Annotated in this window: 14 protein-coding genes; 7 read left to right on the forward strand and 7 right to left on the reverse strand. The window is 77.5% G+C overall.

Translation table 11 applies throughout. The features are described from left to right. Window positions 1–37: 37 nt before the first annotated feature. Window positions 38–427, forward strand: coding sequence for a thioredoxin (gene trxA, locus WDV86_RS09550; RefSeq protein ID WP_339567389.1), 390 nt, complete (start codon window positions 38–40; stop codon window positions 425–427). Between the two features lie 109 nt (window positions 428–536). Here trxA and WDV86_RS09555 read toward each other — a convergent pair whose 3' ends face one another. The 3 genes from WDV86_RS09555 to WDV86_RS09565 form a co-directional block, all read right to left on the reverse strand. Then, window positions 537–1640, reverse strand: coding sequence for a CDP-glycerol glycerophosphotransferase family protein (locus WDV86_RS09555; RefSeq protein ID WP_339567390.1), 1104 nt, complete (start codon window positions 1638–1640; stop codon window positions 537–539). 74 nt (window positions 1641–1714) lie between these two features. Continuing rightward, window positions 1715–2842 (reverse strand): carboxylate-amine ligase, encoded by a 1128-nt coding sequence (locus tag WDV86_RS09560; protein ID WP_339567391.1) that lies wholly within the window; start codon window positions 2840–2842, stop codon window positions 1715–1717. Between the two features lie 76 nt (window positions 2843–2918). Beyond that, on the reverse strand, window positions 2919–4694 hold the full coding sequence (locus tag WDV86_RS09565; RefSeq protein ID WP_339567392.1) for a GAF domain-containing SpoIIE family protein phosphatase: 1776 nt from the start codon (window positions 4692–4694) through the stop codon (window positions 2919–2921). A gap of 197 nt (window positions 4695–4891) precedes the next feature. Here WDV86_RS09565 and WDV86_RS09570 point away from each other — a divergent pair, with 197 nt between their 5' ends. Beyond that, window positions 4892–6001, forward strand: coding sequence for an alpha/beta fold hydrolase (locus WDV86_RS09570; protein WP_339567393.1), 1110 nt, complete (start codon window positions 4892–4894; stop codon window positions 5999–6001). Between the two features lie 45 nt (window positions 6002–6046). On the opposite strand, the gene WDV86_RS09575 is transcribed toward WDV86_RS09570, so the two are convergent. The 3 genes from WDV86_RS09575 to WDV86_RS09585 form a co-directional block, all read right to left on the reverse strand. Further along, window positions 6047–7405, reverse strand: a complete 1359-nt coding sequence (locus WDV86_RS09575; RefSeq protein ID WP_339567394.1) for an alpha-amylase family glycosyl hydrolase — start codon at window positions 7403–7405, stop codon at window positions 6047–6049. 28 nt (window positions 7406–7433) lie between these two features. Continuing rightward, entirely contained in the window at window positions 7434–9485 is a 2052-nt protein-coding gene (locus tag WDV86_RS09580) for a GGDEF domain-containing protein (RefSeq protein WP_339567395.1), read from the reverse strand. 153 nt (window positions 9486–9638) lie between these two features. Next, the gene (locus tag WDV86_RS09585) at window positions 9639–11111 is read right to left on the reverse strand and encodes a dihydrolipoyl dehydrogenase family protein (protein ID WP_339567396.1); all 1473 of its coding nucleotides are present in this window, start codon (window positions 11109–11111) and stop codon (window positions 9639–9641) included. Between the two features lie 152 nt (window positions 11112–11263). Here WDV86_RS09585 and WDV86_RS09590 point away from each other — a divergent pair, with 152 nt between their 5' ends. Then, complete coding sequence (locus WDV86_RS09590) at window positions 11264–12424, forward strand: GGDEF domain-containing protein (RefSeq protein WP_339567397.1); 1161 nt, start codon at window positions 11264–11266, stop codon at window positions 12422–12424. A gap of 28 nt (window positions 12425–12452) precedes the next feature. Here WDV86_RS09590 and WDV86_RS09595 read toward each other — a convergent pair whose 3' ends face one another. Next, entirely contained in the window at window positions 12453–14147 is a 1695-nt protein-coding gene (locus WDV86_RS09595; protein ID WP_445263014.1) for an alpha-amylase family glycosyl hydrolase, read from the reverse strand. 208 nt (window positions 14148–14355) lie between these two features. Here WDV86_RS09595 and WDV86_RS09600 point away from each other — a divergent pair, with 208 nt between their 5' ends. From WDV86_RS09600 to WDV86_RS09615, 4 genes are all read left to right on the forward strand, one after another. Beyond that, window positions 14356–15582, forward strand: a complete 1227-nt coding sequence (locus tag WDV86_RS09600) for an FAD-binding domain-containing protein (protein ID WP_339567399.1) — start codon at window positions 14356–14358, stop codon at window positions 15580–15582. Between the two features lie 73 nt (window positions 15583–15655). Then, complete coding sequence (locus tag WDV86_RS09605) at window positions 15656–16021, forward strand: DUF3253 domain-containing protein (RefSeq protein ID WP_445263015.1); 366 nt, start codon at window positions 15656–15658, stop codon at window positions 16019–16021. 123 nt (window positions 16022–16144) lie between these two features. After that, window positions 16145–16627 carry an Asp23/Gls24 family envelope stress response protein gene (locus WDV86_RS09610; protein WP_339567401.1) on the forward strand — a complete coding sequence of 161 codons (483 nt, stop codon included), beginning with the start codon at window positions 16145–16147 and terminating at the stop codon, window positions 16625–16627. Window positions 16628–16695: 68 nt separating this feature from the next. Further along, window positions 16696–17013 carry a hypothetical protein gene (locus WDV86_RS09615; protein ID WP_445263016.1) on the forward strand — a complete coding sequence of 106 codons (318 nt, stop codon included), beginning with the start codon at window positions 16696–16698 and terminating at the stop codon, window positions 17011–17013. The last annotated feature ends 146 nt before the right edge of the window (window positions 17014–17159 follow it).

The following is a 17159-nucleotide window of genomic DNA, read 5'->3' on the forward strand; positions in this document are numbered from 1 at the left end:
TGGAACACGCCACCGGCGCCGCTGGTTGGACCCTCGCATGAGCACGCAGGAGCTGACCCTGGCCGAGCACGACGCGACCGTCGCGGACGGCATCGTCCTCATCGACTTCTGGGCGGAGTGGTGCGGACCGTGCCGCAGCTTCGCGCCGGTCTACGAGAAGGTCTCCGAGGCCAACGAGGACGTCACCTTCGCCAAGGTGGACACCGAGGCGCAGCAGGAGCTCGCCGCCCGGTACGGCATCACCTCGATCCCCACGCTCGTCGCCTACCGCGACGGCATCCCCGTCTTCAGCCAGCCGGGCGCCCTCCCGCAGCCGGCGCTGGAGGACCTCCTCGGGCAGCTGCGTGGGCTCGACATGGACGAGGTCAAGGCGCGCTACGCCGAGGCGCTCGCCGAGGCCGAGCAGACGCAGCCCTCGGGCACCTGAGCGCCCGTCGGCGCCGAGCAGGCGCCGACAGCTCGACCGCGACGGCACCTCGCCCCTGGCGGGCGAGGTGCCGTCCTCGTCCCCGCGACCGGTCGTCCCGCCGGGCGGGTCAGAGCCCCAGCTGCAGCAGCAGGCGTGCCGTCGCGCCGCCGTCGTCCATCGGGCACCAGCGGGCGACGAAGTCGGCGCGACGCCGGGCCCACGCGGCGCTGACGGCGGGCAGGTCGAGCAACGCCTCGGCCAGCTCGTCCTGGGTGCCCAGCACCGGCCCCGGTGACTCCTCGTCGAGGTCGAGGTAGAAGCCCCGCAGCCGGTCGCGGTAGTGCTCCAGGTCGTAGGCGAAGAGCAGCACCGGGAGCGACGTCGGCGCGACGTCGAACATCGACGAGGAGTAGTCGGTGACGAAGGCGTCGGCCGCCAGGTACAGGTCGGTGATGTCGGGGTGCGCGCCGACGTCGAGCACCCGCTCGTGCTCGTCGGTCGAGGACCGCCGCACGAAGTAGTGCAGCCGCACGAGCACCCGCCACCCCTCCCCGAGCTGGTCGGCCAGCCGCGCGGCGTCCAGGCCGGGGCTGACGTCGGGGTCGGCGTGGTCCTCGTCGTCACGCCACGTGGGGGCGTAGAGGACGACCTGCTCGTCCTCCCCGATGCCGAGGCGGGCGCGGACGGCCCGTCCCTGCTCGGCGGCGCCGGGGGCGTGCAGCACGTCGTTGCGCGGGTACCCCACGTCCAGCACCGGCCCGGCGTACCGGAACGCGCGGGCCAGCAACGCGCTGCCCTGCCCGCCGGGGCCGACGAGGCACGACCAGCGGTCCACCTCGGCCTGCAGCTGGGCCATGGTGTCGTCGTCGTACTGCGTGTGCGCGTCGCCGTGGATGCGCTTGAGCGGTGTGCCGTGCCAGGTCTGCACGTAGGTGGTGCCCGCCGGCCGAACCCAGTCCAGCGGCAGGTGCGTGTTGGCGACGACGAGGTCGGCGGCGTCCAGCGCCGCCCGCATCGCGGGGCTGCCGTCGAGGACGGTGGCGGTGCCGCGGGGGAAGCCGGCGCGGTGCCGCTCGTCGAGCACCCAGGTGTGCTCGCGCTCCTGACGCGGCACGTCCGTGCGCCCCGGTCCCGTGGGGGTGACGCCGCCGCGGGTGGCCAGCAGCGCCTGGTGGACGGCGCGGGGGCTGTCGGCGTACCGCCCGCCGAAGCTGTCGTAGACGACCCGCACGTGCACCCCTCCTCCGGCGCCGGCCTGGCGCGGCTGGCGCGGTTGGCGAGGCTAGCGGGGCTAGCGGGGCCGCCTCACTGCGGCGTCGTCCGCCCCACGGCGTCGAGGACGACGCCCGCCAGGTCACCGGTGCGGGCCAGCGCCGCCCGCTGGCGGCCGGCGCCGCCGCCGCGGGCCCGCGCCGCGGCGAGGAGGTCGGCGACGACCTCGGTGTCCCCGCTGTCGGCGAGGGTGTCCGCCACGTGCGCGAGGAGGGCGTCGAGCACGTCGCCGACCGGGGCCGGACGCCCCGTCACGGGGTGGACGAGGTCCCCACCCAGCCCCGAACGCCCAGCGCGCCAGCGGGCCAGCCGCAGCGTCTCGGTGCGCACCGGTGGTGGGGACGCCCCCGCGGCCCACGCCCGGGCCTCCGTCTCGACGAGTCCTCGCACGAGGAGGGCGTGCAGGACGGCGTCGTCGGCCTCGAGGCAGACGTCGGCGACGCGCACCTCGACGGTCGGGTGCTCCTCCGCCGGTCGCGCGTCCAGGTAGAGCATGTGCCGGTCCAGCAACGCCCCCGTGGCCAGCAGCTGCTCGACCGCGGCCTCGTAGCCCGCGGCGTCCCCGAAGAGCTCGGCCGGGCCGGCCGTCGGCCACCGGTCCCACACCTGTGAGCGGTAGCTGGCGTAGCCGGTGTCACGGCCCTGCCAGAACGGCGAGTTCGCGGTGACCGCCTGCAGCGGGGGCAGCCAGGGGCGGATCCGGTCCAGGACGCCGACGGCCTCGTCGGGGGAGTCGACGGCGACGTGCACGTGGCACCCGCACGTCAGCTGCTCCTCGGCCGTCAGCCCGTAGTCCACCGCCATCTGCTCGTAGCGCGGCTGGGGCGTCGTCGTCGGGTCCACCGGCACGGGAGAGGTGGCCAGCGCCGCCACCCGCACCCCGGCCCGGGCGGCCGCGGCGGCCGCTCCCGCCCGCCACCGGCGGATCTCGGCGCCGAGCTCCTCGGCGCCGGCGCACGGGCGCGTGTCGGTCTCGACCTGCTCCTGCTTCAGCTCGGCGACGAGCTCTCCGCCCGGCCCGCCCTTGTCCCCGTCCTCCCGGGTCGCGTCCCGGGTCGCCTCGGCGCGCAGCACCGCCCCGGCGCGGGCGCGCAGCCGCCCCGTCGCCGGGTCCACGAGCAGCAGCTCCTCCTCGACCCCCACCGTCCGCACGCCCGCCATGGCCGCCACCCTGCCCGACCTGCGCGGGGCTGGGGCTGCGACGTCGCGATCGCCGGGCGGCCGGGCCGACGAGGCCTCAGAGGTGCCCGGGGCCGGCCTCGACCGGTCGGGGCCGGTCCTCGGGGTGGGCGCGCAGGGCCAGCAGGGCGACGTCGTCGGCGCCGTGCCCGCCGACCATGTCCGCCAGCAGCGTGTCCACCAGCTCCTCCAGCGGCAGGTCGGCGTGGCGGCGCACGGCCTGGCACAGCTCCTCCAGCCCCTGGCGGACGGGCCGGTCACGGCGCTCGACGAGCCCGTCGGTGTACAGCAGCACCGTCGAGCCCGGGTGCAGCACGTGCTCGTGGTCGGAGCGGGGGGCGTCGGGGCGGACGCCGAGGAGCAGGTCGCTCCCCTCGTCGAGGAGCCGCACCTGGCCGTCCGCCTCGAGCAGGAGCGGGGCGAGGTGCCCGGCGCTGGACCAGCGCAGCCGGCGCAGGCCGGCCGCGTCGTCGGCGGCGGACTGCTCGACGCGGGCGAGCAGGCAGGTGGCGAGCGCGTGCACGTGCAGCCCGTGCATCGCGCCGTCGACCTGGGCCAGGACCCCGCTCGGGGGCTCGTCGAGCGCCCACGCCAGCGAGCGGGTGAGCGAGCGGAGCTGGCCCATCGCGGCGGCGGCGCGCATGTCGTGGCCGACGACGTCACCGATGACGAGGTGGACGGCGCCGCCGGGCATGACGACGGCGTCGTACCAGTCCCCGCCGACCTCGACGCCGTCGGCCGCGGGCACGTACCGGGCCACGAGGTGGAGGTGGTCCGGCTGGGGCAGCGCCGTGAGCATCGCCTCCTGCAGCAGGGTGGCGGTCGAGCGCTGCGCCTCCAGCAGCTGCGCCCGGGTGACCGCCTGGGCGGTGTAGCGCGCCAGCGCCGCGGCGACGTCGCGCACGTCGGCGTCGGGGGCCTGGCCGACGGGCCAGCCCAGCACGAGGACGCCGACGACCCGCCCGCCCGCCTCCAGCGGCAGGACGGCGGTGGCTCCCTCGCCCGCGCCCGGCCCGAGGTCGGTGCGGGGGTGCTCGGCCAGCAGCGCCGCGGGGTCGGCGGCGTGGACGGCGTCGAGGCCCAGGGCGACGGCCCCCACGGCGTCCTGGGGGTCCAGCCGCCGCTCGCGGGGGCCACCGGCAGCCCGCTCGAGACCGTCGACGTCGTCGACGCGGACGAGCCGGTGGCGCGCCAGGTCGTGGAGGAACAGGTCGGCGTGCTGGGTGCCGAGACCTTCGTGAGCCAGCGGCAGGACGGCGCCGGCCACGTCGGCCGGGGTCGTCGTGCCGGCCAGGACCTCGGACAGGCGCAGCAGCAGGCGGGAGTGGCGCTCGCCGGCGTCGGCGCGGGCCCGCAGCTGGCGCAGGGCGATCTCGGAGGAGCAGGCGGCCCCCAGGTCCTCCAGCACCGCCACGTCGGCGTCGTCCCACTCCCGCGGCTCGCCGTCGATCGCGCAGAGCGAGCCGACGACGACGCCGTCGGCGTCCCGCAGCGGCACGCCGGCGTAGGCGACGACCCCGAGGGCGGGGACGGCGAGGGAGCCGGCGAGCTCCGGCACCTCGCGGACGTCGGCGGCGACGAGAGGGCGTTGCGTCGCGACGACGTGCTGGCATACCGAGTGGGTCAGGGGCGACGAGCGCCGCTGCTGCCACGGCTCGGGCAGGCCCACTGCGCCCGGGAGCACCTGCTCCCGCGCCGAGACGAGCGAGACGAGCGCGGTCGGCACCCCCAGCTGGGTGCGGACGAGGCGGGCGAAGCGGTCGAAGGAGGCGTCGGGGCTCGCCGGCAGCGGCGTGCTGGGCGGCAGGCCGTGCCCCTCACCTCCCGTCGTCACGGGGGCGATCATGCCCCCTGGCGGGGAGCGCCCCCGTCAGGACGGGCGCGGCCCGGGCGCGCCGCCTGGGGCCGGCTCGGGCCACCCCGGGCACGAGCTCCAGCACGACCTCATGCACGACCGCCTGCACGACCGCCAGCATGACCTGCGGGGGCGCCGCCTCGCGGTGGGCTGCGGGCCCCCGCGAGACTGCCGCGGTGAGCGCGGGCGAGGGCACGAGGAGACTGCGGCGAGCTGCTGCCCGGCTGCCGCTCCCGGCGTCCTGGCGGTTGCCCGGCACGCTGGCCCTGCCGCGGCCGCTGCCGCCCGTGCGGGTGCCGGGCACGTCCGCCCGGCGCCGACGGTCGGTGCTGCGACGCGCGGCGGGTCTCGTGGTGCCGGCCGTCCTCGCCGGCGCCTCCTACCTCGTCGTCGTGCACCGCCCGGTCGGGGCGCGGGTGGTCGGCGACATGAGCCACCGCGAGGCGTGGCCGGGCAGCGGCGGCGTCCGCGTCGTCGGGCGCACGGTGCGCCGTGACGACGGGCCGGCCGAGACCGGTCCGCCCGCCGCGCAGGCCGCGCAGGCGGGGCTGGCGCCGGTCGTCCTCGTGCACGGCCTGGGGATGTCAGGGCGCTCCTACCAGCAGATGACCCGACGGCTCGGCGAGCGGACGTGGGCGCTGGCGCCCGACCTGCCGGGCTACGGGCGCAGCCCCCGCCCGCGGCGCGGCGCGCTCGACGTCGAGGAGCTGGCCGACGCCGTCGCGGCGTGGATGCGCGCCCGTGGCGTGGGCCCGGCCGTCCTCGTGGGCCACTCGATCGGCGCGCAGGTCGTCGGCGAGGTGGCGCTGCGCTCGCCGGAGCTGGTGCGCCGGCTCGTCGTCGTCTCGCCCACGGGCGACCCGCAGAGCCCGGGCCGGCTCGCCCTCGCCGGGCGGCTGCTGCGCGACGGCCCCCGCGAGCGCCCGCGCATCGTCCTCGTCGCGGTGCTCGACTACCTGCGTGCTGGCCCGGGGCAGGCGCTGGTGCTGCTCGGCCGGGCGCTGCGCCGGGCCCGGCAGGAGATCGACGAGCGGCTGCCCGTGCCGCTGCTCGTGGTCCACGCCGAGCGGGACACGGTGGTCCGTCGGCGGTGGTGCGAGCAGCTCGCGGCGATGGTCCCCGACGGGCGCCTCGTCGTCGTCGAGGGCCACGCCCACGGGCTCGTCTTCGACGCCCCGCCCGAGCTCGTCGACCTCGTCCTCCAGGAGGCCCAGACCGCCGCGTCGTCGTCCGCCGCGTCGTGGTCCGGCGTGTGGTCGTCCGCCGCGTCGTCGTCCAGCGCGTGACCTCGGCGCGCCCCGCGCCCGCGGGGAAGGGGGCCGGGGCCGGGGTCAGCCGGCGAGCACCGCCCAGCCGTGCGGCGGCAGCCGGACGACGTCGCCGTCCAGGTGGCCCGGGCCCGCGAGGACCTCGGTGGCGCCCGGGGCATCCAGCTCGACGTCCTCCTCCTCCAGCGACATCGCCAGCAGCAGGCGCTCGCCCCCCTCGCCGACGGAGGCGACGACGACCCGCCGGTCGGTGACCGAGAGCACCGACGGCCGGGCCGTGTGCAGCCACCGGTGGCGCCGGCGCAGACCCAGCAGCTCGGTGTGCAGGTCCATGACGGGCTGGCCGAGCGGCGAGAGGTCCTGCGGCCCGGCCGGCAGCGCGGGCCGGACGGCGTCGTCGCCGCCCTCGCGGTCCTCCTTGACCCCGCGGAAGCCGTGCTCGTCGCCGTAGTAGACCGACGGCGTCCCGCCCGTCGTGGCCAGGAGCGCCACCGCGTGCGCGAGGTGCCGCTCGTCCTCCAGCCGGCTGGCGATGCGGGTGACGTCGTGGTTGCCGACGAAGGTCTGCGGCGTGAAGGCGTCGAGGAACTCGGCGTGCCGGCCCAGGCTGTGCGCCAGCTCCCAGAAGTTGCCCTCGTTGAGGCTGGACCACACCGCCTTCCACAGCTCGTACTGGGTGACGGCGTCGAGGTGCCCGTCGCGGACGACGCCGGCGTAGTCGCCGTGGATGACCTCGCCGAGCAGGTAGGCGTCGGGGTGCGCGGCGCGCACCCGGTCGGCGACCTGCGCCCAGAAGCCCGTCGGGACGGCGTAGGCGGCGTCCAGGCGCCAGCCGGCCGCGCCGCGGTCCAGCCAGTGGGTCATGACGTGCGCGACGTGCTCGACGACGTCGGGGTTGGTGTGGTCGAGCGCGACGAGGTGGTGGTGGCCCTCGAAGTCGTCGTACTCGGGCTCGGTGCCCGGCTCCCAGGCGTCCGCCCCGCCCGGCCAGCGCAGCCGGAACCACCCGGCGGTCGGCGCCGAGGGGCCCTGCGCCAGCACGGCCGCGAAGGCGGGGTGGTCGCGCCCCACGTGGTTGAAGACGCCGTCGAGCAGCACCCGGACGCCCGCGGCGGTGGCCGCGGCGAGCAGGTCGTCCAGGTCGCCGTCGTCCCCCAGCCGGGGGTCGACACGCAGGTGGTCGACGGTGTCGTAGCCGTGGGTCTGGGAGGCGAAGACCGGGCCGAGCAGCAGCCCGTTGGCCCCGAGCGCCACGGCGTGGTCCAGCCAGGCCGTGAGCTGCGGGAGGCGGTGCACCACAGGCCCGTCGGGGTCGCCGGTGGCCTCGGCGCCGACCGCGCCGAGGGGGTAGACGTGCCAGAAGATGGCGTCGGCGACCCATCCCGGCCCCGTGACGTGCTGCACCCGCGCCTCTGTGCTCATCGGGCGAGCCTGCCGCACGGGCGGCGGCTCAGCGCCGGGGGGTGAGCTCGCCCCTGGCCGCCTGCCGCGGCAGGAGCACGTCGCCGCTCCCGCCGGCCCCCGCACGCGCCGCGCTGGGGGCGGGCGCCAGGACGGTGCGGTCCCGGCCCGCCTCCTTGCCCTCGTAGAGCGCCCGGTCGGCCCGCTCCATCACCGCGGCGACGCTCTCGCCCGGCTCCCACTGGGCGACGCCGACGGTGCAGGACTGCCCGTCCGGCACGGCCTCGTGCAGGCGCCGCAGCACCGATACGGCCTCCGGGCCCCGGCATCCCGGGAGCGCGAGCGCGAACTCCTCACCGCCCCAGCGGGCCAGCACGTCGACCTCGCGCAGCAGACCCTGCGCCTCCTGGGCGAAGGCGCGCAGCAGCCGGTCGCCGGCCAGGTGGCCGAAGGTGTCGTTGTAGCCCTTGAAGTGGTCGAGGTCGACGATCGCCACCGTCAGCGGCTCGCCCGTGCGCCGGGCCCGCCCGACCTCGGCCTCGGCGCGCACGTCCCAGCAGCGCCGGTTGGCCAGTCCCGTGAGCTGGTCGCGGTCGGCGGCCTCGGCGAGCCGACGCAGCAGGTCCTCGCGCTCGAGGCAGGAGCCGGCCTCGCTCGCCAGCGTCTCGACCATCGGCAGGACGTGCTCGGGCAGCCGCTCGACCGGGTGGTGCCACATCAGGACGAGGACGCCGAGGCAGGCCTCGCCGCGGCCCGGCACCGGCTGCCACACCCCTGCGGCGCACCCGGGCAGCCGGCGCACCGCCGGCGCCACCTCCTCGCACCGGTCGACGTCGCCGACGAACCTGGCGCGGCGGGTGCGCATGACCTCCACGGTCAGCGAGGGGCCCTCGCCCCGGGCCAGGCGGCGCACGACGGCGCCGTGGCCGGCGACGGCGGTGGCCACCAGGTCGCCCGCGTCGTCCGGCTCGAAGAGCTGGGCGAGGTCGGCGCCGGCGATGTGCTGGGCCGCCCGGCAGATGTCGGCGCGGACGTCGTCGGAGCTGTGCAGGGTGCGCGAGGCCTGGGCGAGCACCTGCACGTGCTCGGCGCGCTGCTCGGCCTCGCGGGCGTGCTCGCGGACCTGCCGCAGGAGGAGGTGGCGCTCGTCCCGGCCGAGGGCCAGCACGAGCCCGAGGAGGCTGGCGACCCCGACGAAGACCTGGACGACGAGGCACCGCACGGTGACGTCGGTGATCCCGGCGAAGGGCCCGGCGCCCTCGAGCGTGAGGAGCACCGCGAGGACCCCGACGACCTGGCTGTGGACGACGACGACCGAGGTGTCGAACCGCAGCGCCGCCCAGACGGTGAGCACGAGCAGGGGGAAGGCGACCGGCAGGTTCGGCAGCACCAGGAAGATGAGGACGTAGGCGCCGACCGACGCCGCGGCGAGGAGGAAGAGCTCCGCGGCCTCCGCCGGGCGGGGCCGGCGCATCGGCAGCACGACGGGGGACGCGCCGCCGGCGGCCGCGGCGGCGCGGCGGCGCAGCGCCGAGCTGACGAGGTACCCGACCCGCAGCCCCAGCCCGAGGACCAGCAGGATGCTCACCGAGCTGCGGACGAGCCAGATGGCGAGCTGGACCCACGTCCACGGCTGGCCGGCGGCCACGAGGCCGGCGAGGCCGACCGCCGCGGCCGCGGCGCTGCCGAGGACGGCCGCCGTGAGCACGCTGGCGAGGGACGACGTCCCCGCCAGCGGCTGCGTGCCGCCCGCGCCCCAGACGTGGGGCACCCACCGGCCTAGGACCAGCTGCACGACGGCGACCTGGGCCAGGCTCGCGGCGACGAACACCGCGGCGAAGGTCGGCGACGCCCCCAGCGCGGTCCACGCGGCGGCCACGGAGACGGCCAGGGCGACGACGTCGACGGCCAGGGTGCGGGCGCCGCGCTGGACGCAGAACCAGAGCGCGACGACACCTGCGGCGGGCCAGGCCAGCGACAGGTCCGTGCCCGCCATGGTCGTCAGCTGCCCGACGACCACGGCGGCGCCGGTGGCGACGGCGAAGGCGCCCGTCCGCGCGAGGGCCGCACCGGTGGGGAGGGTGAGCGCCGTGCGCGCCATGGTCTGCCCTCCGCCGGGGGCGTGCGGTCTGCGCGCCGGTCCTGACGCATCGGCAGGGCTCCGGGCGTCGTTGAGGCGCCCACCCCCGGCACCCGCGACGCTGCTCCGTCCGAGACTCCTGGGGCGGCGCGCCCGTCGTCCGCCCGAGCCGGCTCAGCCGACCTGGTCGGCGTGCTCGTACCCGGTGGGGGCGGAGGTCAGCAGCCGGCGCGCGGCGGCGCCGACGATGGCGGTGTAGGTGGGGTAGGCGTACTCCACCCGGGCGAGCGTGGCGACGTCGACGCCGGCGGCCATCGCCGTCGTCACCGCCTGGACGACCTCGACGGCGCTCTCGCCGACGGCGTGCGCGCCGAGCAGCTGGTCGCGGCGGGAGTCGGCCACGAGCTTGAGGAAGCCGGCGGCCCGGTCGTCGATGACCGGCCGCTCCATCTGGGCGAAGGGCACGAGGGCGACGACGGCACCGGGGTCGCGCTCGCGGGCCTGCGCCTCCGTGAGGCCCACGTCGGCGTAGTCGGGGTCGGTGAACCCGCCCGCCGGCAGCAGCTCGTGCCGGCGGCTGCGGCGCGGGCCGAGCACGGCGTTGACGGCGGCGTCCTCGGCCTCGCGGTGGGCCGCCTGCACGAGCATCGACTCCTGGTTGACGTCCCCGGCCGCGAAGACGTGCGCGACGTTGGTCCGCAGGTGCTCGTCGACCGGGACGCCCTTGGCGGTGTGCTCGACACCCGCCGCGTCCAGGTCGAGACCGTCGAGCGCCGCGGGCCATCCCGTGCTCGTGACGACGACGTCGAAGACCTCCGAGCGCTCGGCACCCTCCTGGCCCTCGGGTGCGCCGTCGGGCACCCCGTCCGTCCACGAGAGCCGCACCCCCTCGCCGTCGCGCTCGAGGGAGCGCACCGCGGCGACGCCCGTGCGCACGTCGACGCCCTGCTCGACGAAGGCCGCCTCGACGGCCGCGGAGACGTCGGCGTCGGTCTGGGCGAGGATCCGCGGCGCCACCTCCAGCAGGGTGACCTCGCTGCCCAGGGCGCGGAAGACGGTGACGAGCTGGGCGCCGGTGTTGCCGGCACCGACGACGGCGAGGCGCCGCGGGACCGCCGGCAGGTCGAGCACCTCCTCGGGCAGCACGGCCAGCTCGGCGCCCGGCACGGGCAGGCGGGCCGAGCGCCCGCCGACGGCGAGGACCACGGACCGGGCCCTGATGCGTCGTCCGGTGCCCTCGCAGACGACCTCGTGCGGGCCGACGAAGCGGGCCCGGCCCTCCAGGACCAGCTCGACGCCGGCGGCCGCGAGCGCCTCCGGCTCGGCCTTGGCGGCCTGCACCGCCTCGACCCGCGAGCGCACCCGCGCGACCGTCCGCGCCCAGTCCACGGGCTGCTCGGTGACGACGAGGCCGTAGTCGGCGGCCGTCCGCACCTCCCGGACGAGCCTGGCCGTCCGCGCCAGCGCCCGCGTGGGGACGCAGCCGCTGTTGACGCACGTCCCGCCGGTGCGCCGGGCCTCGACCAGCACGGTGCTGGCGCCCAGGGAGGCAGCCCGCAGGGCCGCGGCCGTCCCCGCGGGCCCGCCCCCCACCACGAGCACGTCGACCATGGGCCCCGCGTCGTCATCCAGCACCGTGTCGTCCATGGGCCCATCGTCGGGGGCGGGCGCGCCGCCGCGCACCTGCGCCGGCGGCGCAGGGCGGGTGCCGGCCGGCGGCGTCGGGCAGGTGCGGTCCGGCGGCCGCAGGACGGTGCCGCTCGCCGCACCAGGAGGGCCGTCGCCCCTACGCTCCTCCCGTGCGGTTCGGGGGACCCGTCGTCGAGGAGACATCTGCGCCTGCAGGCGCCCCCCGGGCGCCGGGCGGGCACGGCGAGGCGCTCGTGGAGGCGTCCCTGCGAGGTGGACGCCGCGACCGGGCCGTGCTCCGGACGGGCTGGCACGCCGTCCTCGCGGTCCTGCTCGTCGTCGTCGGCGTCGTGCTGCTCAACGCCCTGGCGCAGCTGCTCGTCGGCGTCCGCCCCCTGCCGCTCGGGCCTCAGCTCCTCGCCTGGAGCGTCGTCGTCCTGCTGCGCCTGGACGATGTCCAGCGGCTCCTCGGCGGACCGGCGATGGACCGGCGCTCCACCGCCCGCCAGGTGCTCGGGTGCCTGGTCACGTCCGCGGCCGCCGTGAGCTCTGGCCTCGCGGTGCTCGTGCCCGCTGCCTGCCTGCTGGTCGTCGCCGTGCACGCCCAGTGGGACCGGCGACCGTCGCTCTGCACGGCCGCGGTGCTCGGCGTGGTCCTCGTCCCGCTCTCGCAGGCCCTCGTGGCCACCGGTCTGGTCGGCTCGCTCGTCGACCCGGCCACCAGCGCGGTGGTCGCCGGCACCGGCCTGCTCGTCGCGCTCGCCACGTGCGCCAACCTCGTCGTCCTGGCCCGCCAGCGCGGCGCGGCGGACGCCGCCGCGGAGCACGAGCGCGCCGAGCGTGACGCCGCGCTCGTCCACGCCGTCGACCACGACCCGCTGACGGGGGTCCTGGGACGGCGGGGGCTCGAGCGGCACCTCGCCGGGCTCGCGTCGGCGCAGGGGTGCGGCGGCGTGGCGGCCGTGGTGCTCGACCTCGACGGCTTCAAGCCCGTCAACGACGAGCACGGGCACGCCGCGGGCGACGCCGTCCTCGTGGCCACCGCCGGGCGGCTGCGCTCGGCCCTGCCCCCGGGCGCGCTGCTGGCCCGCACGGGCGGGGACGAGTTCGTGGCGGTGGTCCTCGGGGTGCCCGACGAGGAGGGGGCGCGGGCCGTCGCGGCCCGCCTCGCGCGCGACGTCGAGCCGCCGGTGACGGTGGGGGACGGGGTCGAGGTGCACCCCAGCGCCAGCGCCGGCGCCGCCTGGGCCGAGCGGCCGGCGCACGTGCGGGGGCTCCTGCTCGCCGCAGACGCGACGATGTACGAGCTCAAGCGGGCACGCCGGACCTGACCCGGGCGCGGGCACGCGCGCACCCGTGTCAGGTCTTCGCGGGAACCCGCACCCACGCCGCGGCGTCCGCAGGCAGCCGTCTGCCGTCCACGGCCGTGGACGCGACGAGCACCTGCGCACCGGCCGGCAGGTCGACGGGCCCGTCGAAGGCCACCCAGCACTGCACGTCGGAGCCCTCGCGGGCGAGCGCCAGCGCGTGCTCCGGCGCGTCGAGCCAGGTGAGCGGCCCGGCGTCCGCCAGGTGCTCGCGCCGCAGCGCCAGCACCCGCCGGTAGAGCTCGAGCGTCGACGTCGGGTCGCCCTGCTGGCGCTCGGCGGTCAGGCTCGCCCAGCGCGCCGGCTGCGGCAGGTACGGCGGAGCGCTCGGGCTCCCGTCCGCCCGGGACGCCGGGGAGAAGCCGAAGGGCGCTGCGTCGCCGGACCAGGGGAGCGGGACGCGGCTGCCGTCGCGGCCGGGGTCGGTGCCGCCGCTGCGGGAGAAGATCGGGTCGGTGCGCAGGGCCGCAGGGACGTCCTCGACCTCCTCCAGGCCCAGCTCCTCGCCGAGGTAGAGGTACAGCACGCCGGGCAGCGCCGCCGCGAGCACGGCGGCGGCGCGGGCCCGCCGGCGGCCGAGGTGCAGGTCGGGCTCCTCGGTGGGCCAGCGCGCCCGCTCGGTCTCGTTGGTCCCCTTCTCCGGCGGCTGGCTGCGCGCGTACCGGGTCACCTGCCGGACGACGTCGTGGTTGGTGAGCGCCCACGCGCACGGCGCCCCCGAGACGGCGGCCAGCGTGAGGGAACGGTCGACGACGTCGCGCCACGGCCGCGCCCGCCACGCCACGTGCAGCGGCTCGAACTCGAAGGCGGTGTGCAGCTCGTCCGGGCGCAGGTACAGGGGCAGCCGCTCGGCCCGGCGGGCGGCCCACGCCTCGGCGACGAAGACCCGCGGCGGGTCGTAGGAGTCCGCCAGGGCCCGCCACTGCCGGTAGACGTCGTGGACGCCGTCCTGGTCCCAGCCGGGGTGCTCCTGCGTCCGCCGGTCCCGGCCCTCGGCGTCGGGCAGGCCCGGCGCCTTGACGAGGCCGTGCGCGACGTCGACCCGGAAGCCGTCGACGCCGCGGTCGAACCAGAAGCGCAGGACGTCGAGCAGCTCGGCGTGCACCTCGCGGTTCGACCAGTCCAGGTCGGGCTGCTCGGGCGCGAACATGTGCAGGTACCAGTCGCCGGGCTCGCCCTCGTGGCCGGCGTCGCGCCGCGTCGTGCGCGTCCACGCGGGGCCGCGGAAGCAGCTCTCCCAGTCGTTCGGCGGCTCCTCGCCGCCCTGGCCGCGGCCGGGGCGGAAGAGGTAGCGGGCGCGCGCGTCGGCGTCACCGCCCAGCGCGGCCTGGAACCACGGGTGGGCGTCGGAGGTGTGGTTGGGGACGACGTCGAGCAGCACGCGCAGCCCGAGGTCGTGGGCCTCGGCGACGAGGGCCTCGGCGTCGGCGAGCGTCCCGTACCGCGGGTCCAGCGCCCGGTAGTCGGTGACGTCGTAGCCGGCGTCGACCATGGGGGAGACGTACCAGGGGTTGACCCAGACGGCGTCGACGCCGAGGGCGGCCAGGTACGGCAGGCGCGCCCGCAGCCCGGCGACGTCGCCCACGCCATCGCCGTCGCCGTCGGCGAAGGCTCGCAGCACCACCTGGTAGACGACGGCGGTGCGCCACCAGTCCCGGTCCGGGTGGGTGCGCCCGCCCGCCTCCAGCTGCTCGACCGCCGCGACGAGCGGGGCGTCGGGGGCGGGCTCGGGCGTCCTGCCTCGTGCGCCGGGGACGAGGTACGTGCTCACGCCACCATGCTCAGCCACCGCCGACCGGTGCCGTCGTCGGGGGAGCCACCCGTAGGTGGCCGGCCACCTGCCCGGCTCGTGCTCCTGGGTCGCTGCGCCCCGCGGCCCGGGCGAGGATCAGCCGGTGCCGCTCCTGCTCAGCCCCCCGACCGACCGCGACGGCGTCGTGGCCTGGGTCGCCGAGCACTGCGCGTACCTGACGTGCGACGAGCCCGCGGCGTACGGGACGTCGTCGTTCCGCGGTGGGCAGGCGGCGGCTGACGCCGCCCTGGCCTCGCTCGACCTGGCCGGGTACGCCCGCTCGCGCAGCACCGTCGCCCCCGAGCACCGGCGCGGTGCCAGCCGGCTGAGCCCCTACCTGCGGCACGGCCTGCTCACCCTCCCCGAGGTCTGGGACGCCGCCGCCGACGCCCCCGCCAAGGACCGGCAGCGCTTCCGCGACGAGCTGCAGTGGCAGGAGTACGCCCGTCACCTCTACGCCCGCGTCGGGCGCGGCCTGCGCGAGCCGCTGCGCGCCGGCGCGCCCGTGCCGGCCCCCGGCGCGCCCGCGTGGCGCGACGAGCCGTGGCCGCAGCAGATGGCGTGCATGGCCGCGACGACGGGCGAGCTCCACGAGCAGGGCTGGCTCGTCAACCAGACGCGGATGTGGATGGCCTCGCAGTGGGCGGTGCGTGCGGGCGCCGACTGGCGCGAGGGCCGCGACGCCATGTACCGCCACCTGCTCGACGGCTCGCCCGCGGCCAACGGCCTCGGCTGGCAGTGGACCGCCGGCACCGCCACCGGGAAGGTCTACGGCTTCAGCCGTTGGCAGGTCGAGAAGCGCGCGCCGGGGCTGTGCGGCACCTGCGCGCTGCGGGACGCCTGCCCCGTGCAGGACTGGCCCGAGGCCCAGAGCGGTCGCCGCCCCGACGGCCCGCCCGGCCTCGGCGGCGGCCCGACCGACGCCGGCCCGCGCCGTCCGGAGATCACCGGTGAGCCAGAGGCGGTCTGGCTGACGGCCGAGTCGCTCGGCACCAGCGACCCCGCGCTCGCGGCCCACCCCGACCTGCCGGCCGTCTTCGTCCTCGACGAGCCGCTGCTTGCCCGGCTGCGGCTGTCGGGCAAGCGCCTGGTCTTCCTCGTCGAGACCCTCGCCGAGCTCGGCGCGGAGGTCCGCCTCGGCGACCCGGTAGCCGAGCTCGCCGGACGGCGGCTCGCGACCACCTGGACCTTCCCGCCCGGCTGGCGCCGGCGCGCCGACCGGCTCGACGTCGCCGCCCTGCACCCGTGGCCGTGGCTGCGCCGTCCCGGCTCGGGATCGGTGCGCTCGTTCTCGGCCTGGGTGCGCTCGGCGCCCGGGCGGGACCGATGACGGGCAGGTGCTGAGCAGCGTGGCCAGGGCACGGAGCGGCAGCCGCACCGGGCGGGGCTCGGCCCGAGACGCCCTGCCCACCAAGCCCTGCGCGGTGTGCGGGCGCACCATCACCTGGCGCAAGGCCTGGGAGCGGGACTGGGACGCCGTCCGGTCCTGCTCGGACGCCTGCCGTCGCCGGGGCCTGCGCCCGGTCGACGCCGAGCTCGAGGCCGCGGTGCGTCAGCTGCTCTCCGCGCGGGCCGTCGGGGCGAGCATCTGCCCCTCCGAGGCCGCCCGGCTCGTCGGCGGCGAGGACTGGCGCGACCTCATGGAGGCGAGCCGTTCCGCCGCACGGCGTCTCGCCGCCGGCGAGGTGGAGATGACGCAGGGCGGCGTCGTCGTCGACCCCTCCACCGCCCGCGGGCCGGTGCGCGTGCGCCGGCGCCGGGGCGGGTGAGAGCGCGGGCCGGGGCCGCCCCAGGCCGGCGCTGATCTTGGGTCGCGGTCCCCGAGGGCACGTCCTACCCTCCGAAGGCGCCCGATGCCGGGCACCGACGAGATCTGTGGAGAGGACGCCACCATGGCCGACAAGACTTCCAGCAGCACAGGCTCGAACGCGGGGGCGACCTCGGGCACCGACAGCTCGAGCAGCGCCCTCGTGACGAGCCAGGGCCGCACCTCGATCGCCGACGGCGTCGTCTCGAAGATCGCCGGTGTCGCCACCCGCGAGGTCACGGGTGTCCACGCCGTCGGCGGCGGTGCCGCGCGGGCCATCGGCTCCCTGCGCGAGCGCATCCCGGGCGGACGCACCAACCAGAGCCAGGGCGTCACCGTCGAGGTCGGCGAGCGCGAGGCCGCGGTCGACATCTCCCTCGTGGCCGAGTACGGCGTGTCCATCGCCGACCTCGCGAGCGGGGTGCGGCGCAACGTCATCACCTCCGTCGAGCGGATGACGGGGCTGTCGGTCACCGAGGTGAACATCGACGTCACCGACGTGCACCTGCCCGACGACGACGCCGACGAGGAGCCCGAGCCGGAGCAGCGCCCCTCGCGGGTCCAGTGAGCAGCCCGCCCGCGGCGGACCCCGACCCGGTCGAGCCTGACCCAGTTGAGCCCGACCCGGCCGAGCTCGTGCGGGACGCCGTCCTGGCCGCGCCGGGCGTCGTGTCGCTGCACGCGGGGGCGCTCGGCGAGGTCGGGACCTACCTTCCCGGGCGGCGCGTCAACGGCGTCCGCCTCACCGGCGAGGAGGTCGAGGTGCACGTCGTCGCCGCGCTGTGGACGCCGGTCACCCACACCTCCGCCGCCGTCATCACGGCGGTCGCGGGCCTGCCCGACCACGTCGGCGTGGCCGGGCTTCCCGTCCACGTCGTCGTCGAGGACGTCGCCGACGACGAGCAGGCCCGCCGCGACGCCCAGCCCGCCCTCCCCGCGGGCGACCGGTCCTGACCTTCCCCACACCCCTGGAGCCTCTCGTGCCCACCTCCGTCGTCGGACTTCTCGTCGGCCTGCTGCTCGCCATCGCCGCCGCGGTCGGCGGGTTCGGCTTCTTCCTGCTCGCCCTGGTGCTCGGCGCGGTCGGCTGGGGGGTGGGC

It is taken from the genome of Pseudokineococcus sp. 1T1Z-3 (genome assembly GCF_037482365.1).
In the GTDB taxonomy this organism is placed as follows: Bacteria; Actinomycetota; Actinomycetes; order Actinomycetales; family Quadrisphaeraceae; genus Pseudokineococcus.